Here is a 20,112-nt window from a genome sequence, read left to right as displayed (position 1 = left end):
ATATAGCCAAAATCTATATATGATAGAATATTAGTATTCGGGAGGCGGCCTAAAATTTTTATATTTGCATAAACATTAAAAGAAATATCAAAATATGTTAACGATAGGACAAAAATTCCCTGAATTTTCTAAAACAGCAGTAGTAAGCCTTGAAAAAGGTAAAGAGTTTGAAACCCTTACTTCTGAGTATTTAACCAACGATGATAACGTTTGGACTGTAATGTTCTGGTGGCCAAAAGACTTTACTTTTGTTTGCCCTACTGAAATTGCTGAATTCAACAAAAACTTTGGCGAATTCCGCGACCGTGAAACCCGTTTAATCGGTGCTTCTACCGACTCTGAGTTTGTTCACGCTGCCTGGAGAAGAGATCACGACGATTTGCGTGATTTGAAATTCCCTATGCTTGCTGATACTTCAAAATCATTAGCTGAAGATCTGGGTATTTTAGAACCAACTGAAAAAATCGCTTACCGTGCTACTTTCATCGTTGACCCACAAGGTATCATCCGTTGGGTATCAGTTAACGACCTGAGCGTTGGCCGTAACGTAAAAGAAGTATTACGCGTACTTGACGGTTTACAAACTGACGAGCTTTGCCCTTGCAACTGGGAAAAAGGTCAGGAAACTTTAACTGTATAATCGTATAACAGATAATTGTCCCCGTACTGTATTCCGGTGCGGGGATTTTTTACACCCTTTTTTAAGCTGAAGATCAATAGTTAAAAACCTAAGGCAGAAGCTGTTTTGATGTAGAGGCGCATCACATGCGTCTCTCCCAAGGACAAGCAATTTTATTTAGCGATATTGATTTTCATGCAGGAGACGCAATTAAGCGTCTCTACAATAAAAAAATAACCCCGAAAAACATGAACGAAAGTACCGAAGTAATCCAGGAGATACTCCAGAGTATCGGATTAGATATTAATTACCGTACCGCAAGCCTTACACTTTTGGAAACAGGCGACTCACGCTATCTGCGTGATCTGAAGCTGAATTTTACCAGCACCCTTACCTCTGCACATTTAACCAATAAAGAATGTGCGCTACTTGGTTTGGCTACAGCTGTAAATAACAATAACGTACCGCTTACCAACTTCTTTACCAAATACGCTAAAGACAACGAAGCTACCGATGCCGAAGTTGGCGAAGCTGTTGGTTGTGCTTCATTGCTGGCATCAAACAATGTGTTTTACCGTTTCAGGCACTTTACTCAAAAAGAAAAGTATACCCAGATCCCTGCACGGATCCGTATGCAGTTGATGATGAAACCTGTTACCGGTAAAGAGTTTTTTGAACTGGCCAGTTTAGCCGTGTCTGCAGTTAACGGTTGCGAAATGTGCGTGAACGCTCACGAAGATTCATTGATTAAATTAGGCACTACCGAAGAGCGTATTTTTGATGCGGTACGTATAGCATCGTTAATAACAGCTACAGGGAAAGTTATATTTTAACAAGCTTAACTTGTTTTAAAAGTAAAAAAGGCATGAAACAATAAAATTTCATGCCTTTTTCATAAATAGTATTTTATTGCCCAATAAAATTTGCGTTTATTAATTAAAAACCAGTAAATTTATACCTTAAGATTAAACAAACCCTGGTCGCGATATTTAAATATGTTGTTTATGCAGGGCGAGTAACTTAAATTTTAATTGTTAATTTTTTTTGGGGAAAGCCGTTCCGGTAATAGTGGAACGGCTTTTATCGTTTTAGTGCGAATCCGCAACGGCTTTGAGCTTTTTGAACGGCTGCAAATAAAGCAGCGGTATCGAAAACAACATCACCAATCCCGAAATCCAGTAAGCATCGTCATAAGTTAACAACAGCGTTTGCCTTGTAACCATGCCCTCAATAGCCTGATAAGCCATGTGGGTAGCATCAATCATTGATTTACCTTTAGCCATGAAGCCCTGGGTAAGCATATTCAAACGATCATTGAAAGGGTTGTTGTACTGGTTGATGTTTACCAGCAGGTTACTGCGGTGTACACCCTGACGAATGTGGATGATAGTAGTCAGTGTAGCAATACCAAATGAACCACCCAACTGACGCATCATATTGTTCAAACCAGATCCCTGGCCTAATTCAGGGCCTTTCAAATCGGCCATGGCCAGTGTTGTAAGCGGCACGAATAATAAGGCCATACCTACACCACGGATCAATAGAGGTACTAATACATCTTTTTCGCCTGTAGCAAGTGTTGAGCCGCTCAGCATATGTGTAAATACATAAAACAGGAACATGCCAGCTGTGGCCATAAATTGGGCCGGTATGCCTTTGTTGAGCATCTTGCCTATAAATGGCATCATCACAATGGTACACAAACCACCCGGGAACAACAACTCACCGGTTTGCTGGGCGTTAAACCCAAGCAGGTTTTGACAAAACACCGGGAACACAAACACCGATCCGTACAAACCAAACCCGAGAATAAAGGACGTAAACATCCCCACCGCAAAACTTCGGTGCCGGAGAATGCTGAAATTCACAATCGGGTGCTCCGTGCTCATTTCGCGCCAGATGAACAGTATCGTTCCTAATACAGCAGTGATGGTTAATACCAGGATGTATGTTTTTGCAAACCAGTCTTCACTTTCACCTTTTTCAAGTACGGTTTGTAAGCTGCCTACCGCTATGGCCAGCAGGATGATACCCCACCAGTCAACAGGTTTGCCTTTGGCATCCTTGGGGGTTTCCCTCACAAAGGTGTAAGTACAAAATGCCGCTAAAGCGCCTACAGGTATGTTCACATAAAAGATCCATGGCCATGAGTAGTTTTCAACAATCCAGCCACCAATAGTAGGGCCTACTGTTGGGCCTACAACCGCTCCCAAACCAAATAACGCGGTTGCAGTACCTATTTGCTCACGAGGCCAGGTTTCAAGCAATATAGCCTGGGCGGTTGAAATTAAACCGCCACCGGCAATACCCTGTAATATCCTGAACAATACCAGTTCATCCATACTGTGCGCGTTACCACATAAAAATGATACAATGGTAAACACGATGATAGATGCCATGAAATAGTTTTTACGCCCAAAACGGCCGCCCAGCCATCCCGACATGGGCAATATGATTACGTTTGCTACCGCATAGCCGGTAACTACCCAGGCCACATCCTCAAGGGTTGCGCCAAGGTTACCCTGTATGTGAGGCAACGCTACGTTAACGATAGTGGTATCAATCAGCTCCAGTAGCGAAGCTGTGATCACAGTAATGGTGATGATCCACTTTTTAAAGCCAGTTTCAGCCATAATATTATTCTTTAATTACTGATACGTTTACGCTCATACCAGGGCGTAATTTTGCAAGCTCTTCTTTAGTGCCGTTAATTTTAATTTTTACTGGCACACGTTGTACAACTTTTACGAAGTTACCGGTAGCGTTATCCGGAGGAAGCAGGGAGAATTTAGCGCCTGTAGCAGGTGAAAAATTGTAAACCTGGCCTTCCAGTTTCATATCAGGATAAGCGTCAACTTCAATCTCCACTTTTAAACCGTTTTTGATGTTGGTAAGCTGAGTTTCTTTGTAGTTGGCAGTAATGTAAAGGCTATTGTCATTCACAATTGAAAACAAAGTTTGACCAGCCTGTACCAGCTGACCTAACTGTACATTCTTTTTAGATGCTAAACCACTTGCAGGCGATTTAACTAAAGTATAGCTCAATTGCAATTTTGCATAATCAATATCAACCTGCCTTTGTGATACACCTGTGTGGGTAACTGCTAACTGGCTGCGGGTTGTACCAATTTGCTGAACAGCAGCTTTGTACTGATCCTGTGATGCTTTGTAGTTAGCTTTAGCAACATCAAGATCGGCTTTGGCCTGGTCAAATTGTTGTTGAGTTACTGATCCGTCTTTTACCAGGTTGGCATAACGGTCGTAATCTTTTTGTACTTTCTCTAAGTGGGCAGCGTTTGATGCAACCTGAGCTTTAGCGCCAGCAGAATTTGCTTCGTTAGCGAAGATCTGTGACTGGTTTACATTGATACCAGCGCTTGCGCCAACTTGTGCAGCCTGGGCCTGCTCTAATTTTACTTTATAGTCGCGGTCATCAATTTTAACCAACGGCTGACCAACATTTACGTGGGTGTTTTCTTCAAAATAAATTGAATCAACATATCCGCCAACGCGGGCAACTACAGGGCTGATATCGCCATCGATCTGAGCGTCATCAGTATCAATGTGTTTGCTGAAGTAGATGTATTCTTTTATACCGAAAATTACGCCGCCAATAAGTACAATGCCTAATATGATGGGGATAACTTTGTTTTTCTTTTTCGGTTGTTCCGGTGTTTCTTGTTCCTTTGCCATTTTATTTAAAAGGTTTGGTATTATTATTTGTTGATTTTTCCAGTTGATTTTTGTAAAGTATAGTAAGCCAGACCAGCATCGGCTTTAGCCAATTCTAAGTTGATCTGTGCCTGGTAAAGCAATGTTTCTGCATCGGCCCTGTCTGTAGCTGATGCTATGTTGCTTTTGTATTTTGATTCGAGGATCTTGTTGTTTTCACCCGCCTGATCAATAGCTGTTTGTAAAAGTTTGATCTTCTCCAATGCCTGGGTGTAGTTCTGATAGCTTTGGTTAACCTCGTCTTTTACACGGTCGGTAGTGATGCTATTGTTGATATCAACCTGCTGGCTCTGAATCTGGGCTTCTTTTACCTTGTTTTTGTTTGTCCACAATGAGCTGAAGTTCCATGACAGTGTTAAGCCGGCCGATAGTGGAGTGATGAAGTTACCGCTTTTAGGGATAGGATTGGCGTTAACATCAACATAATAACCTGCAACTGAAGCACCTAAAGTTGGCAATTCATTAGCTTTAATGCTTTTGATATTGGTTTCGGCAACACGGCTGCGTAGCGCGAATTGCTTAAACTCAGGGCGAACAGCCATTGCTGTATCAAGGTAAGCAGTAAGCGGAGCTACCTGCCTGTCGGCTTCGGTAATCTGGTCGATATTTAACTGTGTGCCTTCAGGTAAACCTAACAATACGTTCAGGTTATAGTTGATGATACGACGGTTAGTTTCCAGGTCTACACCGTTAACTTCAATGTTTGAGCGTTGCAATTGAAAACGCAATACATCGTTTTTAGTTACCAGGCCCTGTTCAAAAAAGCGTTGTGCCTGTTTAATCTGACCATCAACAGTAGTTAAGTTTTGTGTTACTACTTTTTTGCTTTGCAATACTTTGTACAGATTGTAGTACGAGCTGATGATATCGTAAACAATCTGGTCTTTATCATTCTCTATATCCAAACGGGCCACCTGTGTAAGCAGGTCTGTTGACTGACGGGCATATTTCAATTTACCGCCGGCAAATATGGTTTGGTTTAAAGTAAGGATGCCAAGGTACGCGTCGGCACGGTTAGGCAAATTAAAGCTTGATTCGCCCAAAGCAAGCCTGTTGGCCGGAATTTCGGCGTGGTTGTAACCGTAACTTACTTTACCTGTTGGCAGTGCTTCATCTTTAGCCTGGTTGTATTCAGAAATAGCCTGCTCAACCTTCGAGTTTGATAGCTTTAACGTTTTGCTGTTTTCAAGGCCAAGTTTAATAGCCTCATCAAGTGTTAGTGTCCTGTCTTGCGCATTGGCTGCAAAAGGCAGGCTTAAAACTATGAGGGCGATACTGCCACGCAAAACGGGCCGTAACACCTGCTTTAATAGTTTAAGGTGATTGGTTTTGTTATTTGGAGTTGTCATGTTCATTAACTAAATAAGCTTTTAAAAGTCTTTTCATGTATTTTTTTACGCGTGGTTTCAGTTCATTTTCCATAAACTTTTCATCACGAATATCATGTCCCAGTATTAATGATGATAGCTGTGGCATGTTAACGATATAATTTTTTGTACCGAATAGGGTGGCTATTACGAGAGGCACATCAACATCTTTATAAAACAGGCCATTGTTTACGCCCTCTTCCATAATTCTTTTTACCTCGTACACGTTTACCATTAATATTTCGATGATCTTATCGGTAAGATCACCACGTTTGTTCATGGATACTTCTCTGTTTATAAGCTTTTGAAAACAGTTATTGGCAATAATGCGCTCAACATAATTGTCAATGCATTTATCCAGTTTATCCCAGGCGTTCATGCTATCATCGCTGCCAATATTTTGCAGCAGGGTGCGGAACGAATCGATCTTACGCTTAAAAACTGCCAGGAAAAGCCCTTCTTTTGATCCAAAATAGTAATTGAGCATAGCCATGTTTACACCGGCTTCGCCCGATATGGTACGAGTGGAGGCACCGTCATAACCAAGATCCGCGAACACCTTTTCGGCTACGTCGAGGATGTGGTCTTTTTTATCTATTTTATCTTTTTCCATTGTTTTAACGGCACAAAATTAATCAAACGATTGATTAAGCGTATCGGATTGAAGCAGAAAAAGTTAATCAGTTGATTAAGATTACCATCGAATGACAGATTTGTTTGACAAGACTTAAGAAAAATATAAAAATTAAAAGTGTTTGTTGAAACATTTAATAGTTATCGTCAAAAATCTTAACAGATTGATGCTCATAGTAATGGTTTTGTTATATTGTTGATACAGTAAATGCAGAATATTTATCTTTCAATATATTTGTTGCTATGAAGCGTATCTACCTCATTGCATTATTGCTGTTTGCAACTGTTTTATCAAATGCCCAAACCAATCCGCCAACTGATCTGGGCACTATCCAGCAAAATTTAAAAAAGCTTGATGTGTTGGGCAGCGTGCTGTACGTGGCGGCACACCCCGATGATGAAAACACTCGCTTGCTTGCTTACCTGGCGCAGGAAAAACATTATCGCACCGGCTACCTGTCGCTTACCCGTGGAGATGGTGGGCAAAACCTGATAGGCAATGAGCAAAGCGAACTACTTGGATTGATCCGTACGCAGGAACTGCTGGCAGCCCGAAGGGTTGACGGCGCCGAACAGTTTTTTACACGCGCTAATGATTTCGGTTTTTCAAAAGGGCCGGAAGAAACGCTGAAGATCTGGGATAAAGAAAAAGTATTGGGCGATGTGGTTTGGGTGATCCGCAAGTTCAGGCCCGACGTTATTATTTGCCGTTTCCCTACAACCGGCGAAGGTGGTCACGGTCACCATACTTCATCGGCAATATTGGCGCAGGAGGCTTTTACTGCTGCGGCTGATCCCAACCGGTACCCCGAACAGTTAAAATATGTAAAACCATGGCAGGCCAAACGTCTGATGTGGAACACCTTCAATTTTGGTAGTACAAATACTACTGCCGCCGATCAGTTTAAGATAGATGTAGGAGTTTACAACACAACATTGGGCAAAAGCTATGGCGAAATAGCTGCCGAAAGCCGTAGCAACCACAAAACCCAGGGTTTCGGTTCGGCTAAACAACGCGGCGAATCGTTCGAGTTTTTCAAAACCATTTTGGGTGACGCACCCCAGGAAGACCTGATGGATGGTGTTAACACAACCTGGAAACGCGTTAAGGATGGTGATGCCATCGCCGCTCTTGTAAATGTCATCAAGAGAAACTTTATAACAGAGGCTCCCGAAAAATCATTGCCCGCGTTGGTTCAGCTTTTAATGAAGGTTGAAAAAGTTCCGGATATATATTGGCGCGAACAGAAAACTAAAGAACTGAATAACATCATTGCCGCATGTGCCGGTTTGTGGTTTGAGGCTTACGCAACCGAACCAACTTATTCGCTTGGTGATAAAATAAATGTACGCGCGCAGGTAATTAACCGTTTTAATTATCGTGTTAAAATAAACAGTATTGATGCTAACGACAGTTCGTTAGCGTTGCAAAGCAAGGAATTGCCATTTAACCAGGTTCAGACCTTTGAAACCACTGCCGCGGCATCTGCCTTAACGCAACCTTATTGGTTAGCTGCACCGCACCCCGTTGGCGTTTATACCCTGCCCGATAATACGCTTGCCGGTAACCCCGAAAATCCCGACCTACCGAAAGTTACTTTCCAGTTTATTGTGGAAGGTAAGCCGGTAAATATCGACCGCCGCATTATTTATAAATATGTAGATCCGGTTAGGGGAGAGGTATATCAGCCTATAGAAATTACCCCGCCGGTTACAGCAAACATCGACAATAAGGATTATATCTTCAGTACACAACAGGCGCAAACGGTGCTGTTAAACCTGAAAAGCTTTACCAAAGCAAGCGGAACCATCAGCCTTAAACCGGTAGCAGGTTTTAAAATAAGTCCGGAGAAGATTGATTTTACCAATAAAGATAAAAATGACGAATGGTCGGTAGCGTTTACGGTTACACCTACTGATAACAAGCAAAAGGTAGTTGAACTGGAAGCCGTTGTTAATGCCAATGGAAAACCGTTTTCGCTTAGCCTTCGCCGTATCAGGTATGATCATGTGCCGGCTATAACCTTGTTCCCACCCGCGCAAACTAAACTCGTTTACCTCGACCTGAAAGCCAACGGTAAAAAGATAGGTTACATTGCCGGAGCCGGCGACCAGATGCCCGAAGCTTTACGCCAGGTAGGTTATGAAGTGCATTTGCTTACCGAAAATGAAGTGATGAATGGTGATTTATCGGTATACGATGCCATTGTAACCGGGGTTCGGGCCTACAACGTGAATGAGCGCCTTGCTTATCAGCAACCTAAATTATTGGAATATGTAAAAAACGGTGGCAACCTGGTGGTGCAGTACAATAACAACAATGGTATTGTGGTAAAACAAATAGGCCCTTATCCGTTTACTGTAGTAAACAGGAGGGTTACCGATGAAAACGCCGAAATATCCATATTAGATCAGCAGAACCCGGTACTGAACTATCCTAATAAAATAACCGGTGACGATTTCAGCGGATGGATCCAGGAACGTGGTTTATACTATGTAACCAACATCGATCCGCAGTATAAGCCTATTCTGCAAATGCATGACAAAGGCGAAGAACCGCTTAACGGATCATTAATAGTAGGCGATTACGGCAAAGGCAGGTTTGTGTACACCTCGCTGGCATTTTTCAGGGAGCTGCCCGCCGGTGTACCCGGAGCATACAGGTTGTTCATCAACTTACTGAGCAAACCGAAAGCATCAACCGGGACAAATTAATATACTACTATCGTCATTGCGAGGCACGAAGCAATCCCAAACTGCACAGAGCGAACCTGCCAATCTGGGATTGCTTCGTGCCTCGCAATGACGTTTGTTGATAATTATTATAAATTGCCTATCAACATAATCCTTTTACAAAATAAACAGTTGGTAAAATTCAATTAATCACCTATTTTTGCCGCAATCATATTCATAACATCATGGGACACCATAAAGAAGAAAAAGAAAACTTTGATTTCATATACTACCTGGTTGGATTAGTGACCGGCTTATTCGTTGGTTTTATTATCGATAAAGGCTTTACCTGGATTTTTGTAGGTGGTGTTTTAGGCTTGTTAACTGCTGCTGCATATATCGCCGTGTTAGTTCGTGGCCGTAATGAAGAGGCCTGATCCTGACCTCCCTTCATTTATAAAAAATTGGAACCAGTTTTACGGCATTGTTGCTGCATGGCTGGTTTTTTTAGTTTTCGTATTCTGGCTCATTACCAAATTCTTTGAATGAGTTTAACCGACTGGATTGTTTTAGGGCTTACCATATTCTCTATAGTGCTGTACGGCATATGGAAAAGCGGTAGCAATAAAAATATCGACCAGTTTTTGATGGGCAACCGCTCCTTGCCCTGGTATCATGTAGGCTTATCGGTAATGGCCACACAGGCCAGCGCTATTACTTTTCTTTCGGCGCCGGGACAGGCTTATTCTGATGGGATGCGCTTTGTGCAGTTTTACTTCGGTTTGCCGCTGGCCATGATTGTGCTTTGCATCACCTTTGTTCCCATTTTTCACCGTCTTAAGGTTTATACTGCCTATGAATTCCTGGAGCAGCGTTTTGACTTGAAAACCCGAGCGCTTACGTCATTCCTGTTTTTGGTACAGCGAGGCCTTTCAACCGGGGTTACTATTTACGCGCCATCTATCATCCTTTCAACCATATTAAACATCAATACGGTTTATACCACGCTTTTTATAGGCGGCCTGGTGATCATTTATACAGTTTACGGCGGAAGCAAGGCCGTATCGTATACGCAGCTGCTGCAAATGAGCATCATTTTTATGGGCATGTTTTTGGCGGGCGTATTGGTGGTTTACCTGCTTCCGGGTAATGTAAGTTTCATGAGTTCGCTTAGAATGGCCGGCAAAATGGGTAGGATGAACGTAATAGACTGGAAATTTGATCCGGATAACCGTTATACTATCTGGAGCGGATTAATTGGTGGTTTCTTTTTACAACTCTCTTACTTCGGTACCGATCAGAGCCAGGTAGGGCGTTATTTAACCGGAAGCTCGGTAGGGCAAAGCCGTTTAGGATTGATCATGAACGGCCTGATCAAGATCCCGATGCAATTCCTGATCCTATTAATAGGGGTACTGGTATTCGCGTTTTACCAGTTTAACCGCCCGCCAATGTTTTTTAACCAGTACGAGGTTAAGCAAATTCAAAAAAGCAATTACGCCACACAATACAATCACCTCGACCAGCAGTACACCCAAGCTTTTGAACAAAAAAAGATCAAGGCCGATGAGCTGATCAAGGCCATTGACAGTAAAAATGAAGACCGAATTAACCATGCGCAGGGCCAGCTAAAGGTAGCCGATATGCAGGCCCACACCATCAGACAAAATGCCATTGAGCTGATGAAGAAGAATAACCCGAAGGCCGATGATAATGATACCAATTATGTGTTCCTGACTTTTGTAACGCAGTATCTGCCCAAAGGATTGATCGGCTTGCTGATGGCCATTATTTTTCTGGCCTCTATGGGCTCAACCGCCAGCGCTTTAAACTCCCTGGCCTCAACAAGTGTGGTTGATATTTATAAGCGTATAGTTAACCCAAATGCTACGGATCAGAATTATCTAAACGCATCTCGACTGGCAACTGTATTTTGGGGAGTGGTTTGTATCGGCATGGCATTGTATGCCAGCCGTATCGGTAACCTGCTGGAGGCGGTAAATCAATTGGGTTCCTATATTTATGGAACCATTCTTGGTGTATTCATCGTAGCTTTTTATCTCAAGAAGATAAAAGGTACCGCGGTATTTATAGCTGCCATTATAACCGAAGCATTGATCTGCCTTATGGGGTATTATAATGTAATTGCCTATTTGTGGCTTAATGCTATCGGTGCTCTTCTGCTCATCGTAATCGCATGGGTTATTAGTGTGATGGTACCTGATAAATATTCTCCGCTTACAAAAGCCAATTAAAATGGTTCTTTTAGCAAAAAGGTGTCGTTTCATTATAAAACGACACCTTTTTGCTAAAAGAGTTCCTTGTATTGTATTTAGCTAAGATCCTAAAATCCCCTCTTGAGAGGGGGCGCGAAGGCGAGAGCGTTAGCAGGGGTGTGTTATCCGAGTGGCTTATCAACGCAGAAACACACGCCTCCACCCCTCTCAAGAGGGGAATCGTACATCCCCAATCACCTTATTGCTTAGCCTGATCCAGTGCTTCCTGGTTCAATCGGGCGTATTCTTCATCTTTATCGGCGTTAGCTAAGGCTATACCGGCTTCGGCAGCGGCAATGGCCCCGGCTTTATCGCCTTTGCGTAACAATAAGCGCGATTCCCATAGTTTGTACCACGGACCTTTCGGCTCGATTTTTTCGGCTTCGTAAACCCAGCCTAATGCCTTATCAACATCTTTATGGTTTTCGTAATAGTACTGGATGGCGTTAAAATAATATGGTTTACGATCGCCTTTCATCAACTCGTCAATATTGGCTGTGATTTTGGCGTCGTCGTCGGTTTCCATGTGGATATAGGCCGCGGTTTTGTCCCAAACCAAAACCATGTCGGTTGATTTGGTGGTTGAATTAACAAAGGCCATGGTAAAGGTTTCGCGTTTTTCGCTTACGCGGATAGGTTTTACAGTAAAACGCAGGAAATCCTGGTCTTGCTTGTAGCTGTAAGCGCCCCATTGTTTTACAGTTTTATTAAGGATGATGGTCCATTCGTTTTTATTAGGGATACTGAATAACGAATAAGTACCTGCGGGTACGGGATTGCCTTCAATTATAACTTTCTCGCTAAAGGTGATTACAGTTGCGGCATTGGCTCCGGTGCGCCAAACTTCGCCGTAAGGGATAATGCCGCCAAATATTTTGCGGTCTTTAACATTTGGACGGGAGTAGGTTACGGTTACTTTTCCTAATCCGAAATCCTGGATAATGGTTTGGGTTGAGCTTGCTTCAGGTATGCGGGGAATCTGAGCGTATGATTTTGAACTGAAACAACAGCATGCTATCAGCATACTGAACAGGAGTACGTAAGTTTTTTTCATGATTATAGTTTTCGAATCTAAGATACCAAATGTTTTAATGCGGATATTATTGTGTATGACGTAAAAATATTTTCAAGGTTTAGAAGCCATATCATAAATACGCAGCAAATGGATGGCGCGTTTCCACAAAGTCAAAATTGCCAGCGCTTTATTACCTTTGCACCCATGATTGACGTTATATTAAAGAAGGGCAAAGAAAAAGCAGTGCTGCAAAGGCATCCTTGGGTATTTTCGGGAGCGATTGAAAAAGTAAAGGGCAAGCCCGCCAATGGCGATGTGGTGCGCCTGGTAAATACACAGGGCGAATTTATGGCCTATGGTTTTTATAACGATCAGTCGAGGGTTACGTTGCGCCTGTTGGAGTGGAACAAAGATGTGCAGGTAAACGAAGCCTGGTTCCGCGAAAAGGTAGCGACAGCCGTAAAAAGCCGTGATAGCATTCTGGCTAACGGCACCAATACCTGCCGCCTCATTTTTAGTGAATCTGATTATTTACCGGGACTTATTGTTGATAAATATGCCGGCCATTTGGCAGTACAGGTACTTACCTCAGGTATTCAAAATGTAATGCCTGTTATTATAGATGAACTAAAAAGGCTGCTTAACCCTGAAAGCATCTCTGATAAAAGCGATAATGCTTCCCGTGCTCACGAGGGTTTGGCCGAAGCGGAGAATAAAGTGCTTGCCGGTAGTCCTCCACCCGAACTGGTAGAGGTTTTGGAGAACAATGTAATTTACGGCATCAATATCACCGAAGGCCAGAAATCAGGCTTCTATTGCGATCAGCGTGATAACCGCCACGTTTTGGCCATGCACGCTAAGGAGAAAAAAGTGCTGGATTGCTTTTGCTACACCGGCGGCTTTACGCTGAACAGCCTCAAAGAAGGTGCGGCATCAGTGACCAGCGTGGATAGCTCAGCCCTGGCCATTGAAACTTTAGCGGAAAATATCAGACTGAATAAATTGGATGCAACCAAACATACAGCCATTAAATCAGACGTGAATGTACAGTTGCGTAAATTCAGGGATGAGGGCGAAAAGTTTGACGTAATCGTACTCGATCCGCCTAAATACGCGCCATCGCGCTCGGCACTCACCCGGGCGTCGCGGGCTTATAAAGATTTAAACCGTTTAGGGATGCTGCTGCTTAACGAGGGCGGTTTGCTGGCTACTTATTCCTGCTCTGGTGCTATGGATATGGAAACCTTTAAACAGGTTATTGCCTGGGCCGCGCTTGATGCCGGCAAACAAGTTCAGTTCATTTACCAGTTCCATCAACCCGAAGACCATCCGGTACGTGCTTCCTTTCCAGAAGGTGAATATCTGAAAGGTTTGCTTTGCCGGGTGTTTTAGCCCCCTAACCCCCTAAAGGGGGAATTTTAGCCGAAGGCCTGTTTTGCGTAGCAAAACAGGCCTTCGGCATTTAATACTAAAACATAGTTCCACCCAATAGTTGTTGAGCAGATAAAAATCATGTCATTGCGAGGAGCAGAACGAGAATGAGCGTGGGCGCGACGTGGCAATCGCATGCTATACAGAGCGGCGGTCATGCTTCCGTGCGATTGCTTCGTGCCTCGCAATGACATGTTTTTATACACCTCGTTAAAAGCCACCACAGGTTACGCTATCGCTAAATCTGCGGCGGTTTTTCGTTATTATCCTTCTATTCGCTTAAAAAAGCGGTTAATTTTTGCACGGTTAATAAAATTTTAGCCGAATTAACCCCTTTTTTAACCCTTGTTTTAATACCACCCGCTATATCATTGTCCCGCCAAATGGAAAACATGATAAAAATTAAGCGGGTTTAACCATCCCTGTTTAATGGTTTTTGCTTCCCTTTTTGGCAAGAGTTATAAACCCATTAACCAATTATTTATGTACGAAAATTTTACCAATTATGATGGATGCCATCGCGTCCGTTATCGTGCTAAAATTAAAGGGATGCTTCAATGCTGCATAACCGCCCTTTTATTTTTAGCCATGTGTACTTCGGCTTTTGCTCAGGGGAGCAAAATAACCGGCGTAGTAAATGACGAGCACGGGCAGCCCCTGCCCGGTGTAAGCGTTAAGCTCAAAGGCACACCCAACGGTACAACCACTAATGTTAACGGACAGTTTAACATTAGTGCCGAGCCAAGCCAAACGCTGGTATTTACTTTTTTGGGTTACGTTGCCCAGGAAGTAAACGTAGGTAACCAAAAAACAATCAACATTAAGCTGCAGCCAAATGCTACCAACATGAACGAGGTGGTAGTGGTAGGTTATGGTACCCAACGTAAAGCCACCGTTACAGGTTCGGTTGCATCGGTTACCAACAGCGAGATTGTGACTACCAAAAACGAGAACGTGCTGAATATGCTTGCCGGTAAAGTTGCGGGTGTACGTATCACGCAAAACACATCTGAACCGGGCTCATTCAGCAATGCTTTCGATATCCGTGGTTTTGGTAACCCACTGGTTGTTATTGATGGGATCCCGCGTGATAACATTACCCGTCTTGATCCAAACGATATCGAAAGTATTTCGGTACTGAAAGACGCTTCGGCTGCCATTTATGGTGTGCGTGCTGCAAACGGTGTGGTTATCGTAACTACCAAAAAAGGTAAAAAAGGAGCGGTTGATCTTAACTATTCCGGTACTTATGGATGGCAGATCCCATCGTATATGCCAAAACCTGTTGGCGCTGTTGATTTCATGACCCTTGTTAACGAGCAGCTTTTGCACAACGTTAACGGCGGACAAGTGAAATACACTGATGCTGATTTTGCAGCTTACAAAAACGGTACAAAGAAAAGCACTGACTGGTATAGCCCGGTTTTCGCCAACAGCGCACCACAGCAACAGCACAACCTGAACGCTACAGGCGGTACCGATAACAGCAGCTACTTTGTGAGTATGGGTATTACAGATCAGGATGGCTTTTTCAGAAGCGGTGATCTTAACTACAAGAAATATAACCTGCGCTCGAACCTTACCACTAAAATCAATAAAAACCTTACGGTTGATGTTAACCTGAGCGGTACAATTGAGCAAAAAAATCAGCCTTACCAGGATGCCTGGTGGATTATCCGTTCATTCTGGAGGCAGGTACCCACTCAAAGCATCTATGCCAATAACAACCCGGCATACCTGAACAATGGCGAGGTTGATGGTTCAAACCCTGTTGCAATGGCCGATGCAAGTGTTGATGGTTACAAACAAATTGCTAACAAGTGGTTACAGTCTTCGGTATCTGCAACGTACAATGTACCTTTTGTACCTGGCTTAAGTGCTAAGGGCTTGTATAACTATGATTATTATTTTTCAAGTAACAAGATCTATCAGCGTTCATACAACCAGTATAACTATGATGCCAATAGCAATAGCTACCAGGCTATAGCTAATCAAACTCCGGGTTCACTTACCCGCCAGTTTTATGAAAAACCAAGTACTTTAATGCAATTGTCGTTAAACTACGCTAAGCAATTTAAAGGAGGTCATAACATCACCGCGTTAGCACTTTATGAAGAAGGTGAGCAAAAAGGCGATAACTTCAACGCGCAGCGTCAGCTTTCATTGCCTGTAGATCAGCTATCGGCAGGTAACGCTTTAAACCAAACTGCTACGGTTGATGGCGGATGGCCTTATGACTATGTAAATAAGTCAGTTGTTGGTCGTGTAAACTACGATTATAAGTCAAAATACCTGGTTGAGTTTAGCTTCAGGGATGATGCGAGTTCAAAAAACTCTCCGCTTAAACGTTGGGGCTTCTTCCCGGGTGCGTCTGCAGGCTGGAGGGTATCACAAGAGGGGTTCTGGAAAAATGCTAAAGCCCTTTCATTTATCGATGACTTGAAGATCCGTTTATCATATGCAAAACTGGGTGATGATGCCGGTCTTAATGCTTATCAGTATCTTACCGGTTATAACTACCCTGCTAATGGTGATAACAACCGCCTGCCTCCTGGTTCGGTATTTGACGGTACATTTGTTAACGGCGCGCAAAGCCGTGGCATTGCCAACCCTTACATTTTCTGGTATGTTGCAAAAACATACAACGCCGGTATCGACTTACAGGCCTGGAATGGTTTGTTAGGTTTAACTGTTGATGCTTTCAGGCGCGACAGGAGCGGCTTGCTTGATACCCGTGCTGATAACCTGCCGGGTGTAGTAGGAGCCGGTTTACCGCAGGAAAACCTTAACAGCGATCGCGCTCAGGGTTTCGATATTGAGTTAAACCACCGTTACCATATCGGCGACTTCAATTATATTGTTAAAGGCACATTCGGTTATACCCGCACCAAGTGGATTAGCAAAATACATTCAGCCTACGGCAACTCACAGCTTAACTGGCACAACAATAACGACAACCGTTATAACAACATATTCTGGGGTTATGGTGCCGATGGCCAGTTCCAAAACTATCAGCAGATCCTGAACAGCCCGCAATTTGTATCACGTAACGCCGTTGTTGGTGACTATATTTTGCAAGACTGGAATGGCGACGGTGTAATCAACGACCAGGACGTGCACCCAATTGCCCAAAACGTAAGTAACAACAATTACAGCACGCCTTCAACCACATTTGGTTTAACGCTGGGCGGTTCATACAAAGGTTTCGACTTTAACACGGTATGGCAAGGCGCTACAGGCATCAATGTATCATACATCGAACAATTGAACATCCCGCTATGGGGTGGAGGCAGCGCGCTTTCGATGTTTATGGACAGATACCACCCAACCGATCCTAAAGCTGATCCTTATGATCCGAATACTGTATGGACTCCGGGCACATTTGCACTTACCGGTACAACTGCTAACACTAACTCGCTGTCAAATATCCACAGCGCGGCTTACGTGAGGTTAAAATCTGCCGAGATTGGCTACAGCATTCCTGCAGGAGCCGCCAAAAAGGTTGGTATTAAAGGTGCCAGGATCTTTGTAAACGGGTACAACATATTAACCATTACTGGTTTGAAATATCTTGACCCTGAGCACCCATCAGCAAACTACGGTTATTTATACCCATTAGATAAGATTTATTCAATTGGTGTAAATGTTAAACTATAATCAATTACAGATCATGAAAAAATACACATATACGATATTGGCTTTTTTACTTTGCTGGACAACGGCATGTAAAAAGCTGGATACCCTGCCTCCAAGCATCGTTAAAGATGCCGACGTTTTTTCGACCGCTGCGGGAATTCAGGCCTACATGTCCCGCCTGTACAGTGAATTGCCTATTGAAGATTTCAGGTATTCGCCCGAAAGAGGTTTAAATATGTTCTGGATCATCAGCCCTACCAGTGCAACTACCGGTGAGGCCTTAAGCCGCGACCAGAACGGATCAATGCAGGAAAACACAGGTCTTTCAACCTGGGGCGATTGCTACAGGGTTATTAGGGATGCCAACTACTTTGCTGAAACCCTGCCTAAATATGCAAGCAACTTTACTCCTGATCAAGTAAATAACTGGTTAGGTGAAGCACGGTTTGTGCGTGCGGCTACTTACTTTGCCCTGGTTAAACGTTACGGTGGTGTGCCACTTGTTGATAAAGTGCTTAACTACCCGGAGCAAAGCATCGAGGAATTAAAGATCCCTCGTACCTCTGAAGAAAAGATCTATGATTTCATAGGTACCGACCTGGATTATGCTTATACCAATTTGCCTGAAACTAACCAGGCAGGCAGGGCAAATAAATATGCGGCTGCCGGTTTCAAATCAAGGGCAATGCTTTATGCAGGTACAGTTGCTAAATACAACCAGATCTCATTGGTTGACGCCAGCGGCAACAGGCTTTGCGGTATTCCTGCAGCAAAAGCGGTTACCTACTTTAAAGCAGCTTATGATGCAGCGGTGTTAGTAGACGGTAAGTACAGCTTATACAAAAAAGCATGGGCTGCAGGCGATAAAAACGCGCAATACCAAAACTACGTAAACATGTTTTTTGATGCTTCAAGCCCCGAAAACATATTTGTACGCCAGTATCACTACCCTGAATCGGTACACGGCTATGATGCCTACAATGTGCCACGCCAGTTAATGGGTGCTAACGGTTACTCATCAGAAGTTAATCCAACTCTTGACTTTGTGGAAATGTTTGACGGTCTCCCTAAAAACGCTGACGGTACTATCAAAACTACAACCGGTGGCAAATATGATCTGTACACCAACACTATGGACCTGTTTGCCAACGCAGAGCCAAGGTTAAGGGCAACCGTGGTTTTCCCGGGTGATATCATGAAAGGTGTAAGCATCGAAATTCGCAGGGGTATCTATACCGGTCCTTCGGCAGGTGGTATCAGTCCGCTGTTGCCTGCAGGTTCAACTGCTCATTACCCAACTGATAACATTGTACAATCGGCCAATGCCAGCCAAACCCCTTACAAATTGCCAAACGGTACAACCATGAACCCTGCCGGCTTAAGCGGTTACTTTACCGGTGATGGTACTTGCTCGGTGTCTGGTTTCTCTATCCGTAAATACATCGTACCGGACAAGCCAACATCCGAAGTGTTGGAAAACCGGGCCGATCAAACCTGGATCGAGTTACGTTACGCCGAAGTAATGCTTAACCGCGCTGAGGCAGCTGTAGAGCTGAACGCGCTTGGCCAATCTGATAAGAGCTATGTTCAGGATGCGTTTACTCAGATCAACCAGATCCGTGAGCGCGCCGGTGCCGATCTTTTAACCGGTACTGCAGGTGTAACCATCGACGTGGTACGTAAAGAGCGTAAAAAAGAGCTTGGTTTTGAAAACAAACAATACTGGGATATGCGCCGCTGGAGAGTTGCAGACAAAGAGCAAAACAGCACTATCTATCGTACGCTGATGCCTTTCTATTCGGCTAATGACAATAAGTACTTCTTCGATGCCCGTTTAGATGAGCGTAATTCCCGTTACACATTTGATGTGCGCTGGTACTACGAGCAGATTCCGCAGGGCGAGATCCAGAAAAGCCAGAATTTAATTCAAAATCCGGGTTATTAATTTAAAGAGAGAGATGAAAAAACTATTTTATAGCATAGCATTAAGTGTATTGGTTGCTGCAGGCAGCTCATGCAAAAAGGTTGATAATTATGCCGCCCCTAATGTTACCTTAAAAGGTACTGTAACTGATGCCGGTACCGGTAAAAGTTTACAAACAGAGCAAGGTTCTGGCACCCGTATCAAATTGTTGGAGATAAGCTGGAGCGCTAACCCCACTCCATTCTACATATCTTCTTACCAGGATGGTACTTATCAAAACACCAAACTGTTTGCCGGTAAAAACGTAATTTCGGCCGAGGGCGCTTTTGTGCCATTGGTACAAGTTGACGATGCCGGTAAAACCATTGTTGATAAAAGCCAAACAGTTGACGTTAAAGACGTAACCACCGTAAACTTTTCGGTTGAACCGTTTTTAAGAATAGAATGGGCGGGCGATCCCGTTTTAAATGCCGATGGCACCATCACCACCAGCTTTAAAATTACCCGTGGTACTGCCGATGCTAATTTTCAGCAAAACGTGAGCGACGTAGCGGTATTTATTAACTCAAACAACTACGTTGGCAATAATAACTACGATAATCGTTATACGCCTAAATTGAGCGGTAACGATGCAAATAATACCATCGGAAAAACAGTTAGCCTTACTACACTTGGCGGCGCGCTGCCTGGTAAAAGGAGTTACTTTGTACGTGTAGGTGCAAGAATTTCTTATGGTCTTAATTACTACAACTATACCGATGTTAAAGAGGTAAAGGTTCCGTAAAAATAAATAATACCTGTGTGAG

Annotated in this window: 14 protein-coding genes; 9 read left to right on the top strand and 5 right to left on the bottom strand. The window is 43.5% G+C overall.

From position 1 onward, the window contains the following. Positions 1-94 precede the first annotated feature (94 nt). Both EAH55_RS00595 and EAH55_RS00590 read left to right on the top strand, forming a co-directional pair. Positions 95-640, top strand: coding sequence for a peroxiredoxin (locus EAH55_RS00595; protein WP_091172945.1), 546 nt, complete (start codon positions 95-97; stop codon positions 638-640). Between the two features lie 227 nt (positions 641-867). After that, the gene (locus tag EAH55_RS00590; RefSeq protein ID WP_121808985.1) at positions 868-1,452 is read left to right on the top strand and encodes a carboxymuconolactone decarboxylase family protein; all 585 of its coding nucleotides are present in this window, start codon (positions 868-870) and stop codon (positions 1,450-1,452) included. A gap of 255 nt (positions 1,453-1,707) precedes the next feature. On the opposite strand, the gene EAH55_RS00585 is transcribed toward EAH55_RS00590, so the two are convergent. From EAH55_RS00585 to EAH55_RS00570, 4 genes are read right to left on the bottom strand one after another with little or no spacing between them, the layout of a single operon-like run. Then, positions 1,708-3,252 (bottom strand): DHA2 family efflux MFS transporter permease subunit, encoded by a 1,545-nt coding sequence (locus EAH55_RS00585; RefSeq protein ID WP_121808058.1) that lies wholly within the window; start codon positions 3,250-3,252, stop codon positions 1,708-1,710. Between the two features lie 4 nt (positions 3,253-3,256). After that, entirely contained in the window at positions 3,257-4,312 is a 1,056-nt protein-coding gene (locus EAH55_RS00580; RefSeq protein ID WP_121808057.1) for an HlyD family secretion protein, read from the bottom strand. Positions 4,313-4,335: 23 nt separating this feature from the next. Further along, positions 4,336-5,700, bottom strand: coding sequence for a TolC family protein (locus EAH55_RS00575; RefSeq protein WP_162996702.1), 1,365 nt, complete (start codon positions 5,698-5,700; stop codon positions 4,336-4,338). After that, on the bottom strand, positions 5,684-6,331 hold the full coding sequence (locus EAH55_RS00570) for a TetR/AcrR family transcriptional regulator (RefSeq protein ID WP_121808055.1): 648 nt from the start codon (positions 6,329-6,331) through the stop codon (positions 5,684-5,686). Before EAH55_RS00570 ends, EAH55_RS00575 begins: the two co-directional genes overlap by 17 nt. Positions 6,332-6,594: 263 nt before the next feature. Between EAH55_RS00570 and EAH55_RS00565 the strand changes: the two genes are divergently transcribed. From EAH55_RS00565 to EAH55_RS00555, 3 genes are all read left to right on the top strand, one after another. Continuing rightward, positions 6,595-9,066: a PIG-L family deacetylase gene (locus EAH55_RS00565; protein ID WP_121808054.1), complete on the top strand. Its 2,472-nt coding sequence runs from the start codon at positions 6,595-6,597 to the stop codon at positions 9,064-9,066. 203 nt (positions 9,067-9,269) lie between these two features. Next, positions 9,270-9,461 carry a hypothetical protein gene (locus EAH55_RS00560; RefSeq protein WP_112574471.1) on the top strand — a complete coding sequence of 64 codons (192 nt, stop codon included), beginning with the start codon at positions 9,270-9,272 and terminating at the stop codon, positions 9,459-9,461. A 108-nt stretch (positions 9,462-9,569) separates the two neighbouring features. Then, a complete protein-coding gene (locus EAH55_RS00555; protein ID WP_121808053.1) occupies positions 9,570-11,279 on the top strand; it encodes a sodium:solute symporter in 1,710 nt (569 codons plus the stop codon). Positions 11,280-11,499: 220 nt separating this feature from the next. Here the strand turns inward: EAH55_RS00555 and EAH55_RS00550 are convergent, their stop codons facing one another. Continuing rightward, a complete protein-coding gene (locus EAH55_RS00550; protein WP_112575697.1) occupies positions 11,500-12,354 on the bottom strand; it encodes a DUF2911 domain-containing protein in 855 nt (284 codons plus the stop codon). Between the two features lie 165 nt (positions 12,355-12,519). On the opposite strand from EAH55_RS00550, the gene EAH55_RS00545 reads away from it, so the two are divergent. The 4 genes from EAH55_RS00545 to EAH55_RS00530 all read left to right on the top strand — a co-directional run bounded on the left by EAH55_RS00545 (position 12,520) and on the right by EAH55_RS00530 (position 20,090). Then, positions 12,520-13,707 (top strand): class I SAM-dependent rRNA methyltransferase, encoded by a 1,188-nt coding sequence (locus tag EAH55_RS00545; protein WP_121808984.1) that lies wholly within the window; start codon positions 12,520-12,522, stop codon positions 13,705-13,707. A 522-nt stretch (positions 13,708-14,229) separates the two neighbouring features. After that, a complete protein-coding gene (locus EAH55_RS00540; RefSeq protein ID WP_162996701.1) occupies positions 14,230-17,403 on the top strand; it encodes a SusC/RagA family TonB-linked outer membrane protein in 3,174 nt (1,057 codons plus the stop codon). A 13-nt stretch (positions 17,404-17,416) separates the two neighbouring features. After that, positions 17,417-19,327: a RagB/SusD family nutrient uptake outer membrane protein gene (locus EAH55_RS00535; protein WP_121808983.1), complete on the top strand. Its 1,911-nt coding sequence runs from the start codon at positions 17,417-17,419 to the stop codon at positions 19,325-19,327. Between the two features lie 13 nt (positions 19,328-19,340). Further along, positions 19,341-20,090 carry a DUF3823 domain-containing protein gene (locus tag EAH55_RS00530; protein ID WP_121808051.1) on the top strand — a complete coding sequence of 250 codons (750 nt, stop codon included), beginning with the start codon at positions 19,341-19,343 and terminating at the stop codon, positions 20,088-20,090. Positions 20,091-20,112: the final 22 nt, after the last annotated feature.

Source organism: Mucilaginibacter kameinonensis (assembly GCF_003675385.1).
Classification (GTDB): domain Bacteria; phylum Bacteroidota; class Bacteroidia; order Sphingobacteriales; family Sphingobacteriaceae; genus Mucilaginibacter; species Mucilaginibacter kameinonensis.
Note: the sequence above shows the minus strand (reverse complement) of the source record. Positions and strands in the feature narration are given on the sequence as shown.

Coding starts and splice junctions, on each gene's coding strand:
- EAH55_RS00555 (WP_121808053.1), top strand. CDS start 9,570: ATGAGTTTAACCGACTGGATTGTTTTAGGGCTTACCATATTCTCTATA.
- EAH55_RS00595 (WP_091172945.1), top strand. CDS start 95: ATGTTAACGATAGGACAAAAATTCCCTGAATTTTCTAAAACAGCAGTA.
- EAH55_RS00565 (WP_121808054.1), top strand. CDS start 6,595: ATGAAGCGTATCTACCTCATTGCATTATTGCTGTTTGCAACTGTTTTA.
- EAH55_RS00535 (WP_121808983.1), top strand. CDS start 17,417: ATGAAAAAATACACATATACGATATTGGCTTTTTTACTTTGCTGGACA.
- EAH55_RS00585 (WP_121808058.1), bottom strand. CDS start 3,252: ATGGCTGAAACTGGCTTTAAAAAGTGGATCATCACCATTACTGTGATC.
- EAH55_RS00560 (WP_112574471.1), top strand. CDS start 9,270: ATGGGACACCATAAAGAAGAAAAAGAAAACTTTGATTTCATATACTAC.
- EAH55_RS00540 (WP_162996701.1), top strand. CDS start 14,230: ATGTACGAAAATTTTACCAATTATGATGGATGCCATCGCGTCCGTTAT.
- EAH55_RS00580 (WP_121808057.1), bottom strand. CDS start 4,312: ATGGCAAAGGAACAAGAAACACCGGAACAACCGAAAAAGAAAAACAAA.
- EAH55_RS00530 (WP_121808051.1), top strand. CDS start 19,341: ATGAAAAAACTATTTTATAGCATAGCATTAAGTGTATTGGTTGCTGCA.
- EAH55_RS00570 (WP_121808055.1), bottom strand. CDS start 6,331: ATGGAAAAAGATAAAATAGATAAAAAAGACCACATCCTCGACGTAGCC.
- EAH55_RS00590 (WP_121808985.1), top strand. CDS start 868: ATGAACGAAAGTACCGAAGTAATCCAGGAGATACTCCAGAGTATCGGA.
- EAH55_RS00575 (WP_162996702.1), bottom strand. CDS start 5,700: ATGACAACTCCAAATAACAAAACCAATCACCTTAAACTATTAAAGCAG.
- EAH55_RS00545 (WP_121808984.1), top strand. CDS start 12,520: ATGATTGACGTTATATTAAAGAAGGGCAAAGAAAAAGCAGTGCTGCAA.
- EAH55_RS00550 (WP_112575697.1), bottom strand. CDS start 12,354: ATGAAAAAAACTTACGTACTCCTGTTCAGTATGCTGATAGCATGCTGT.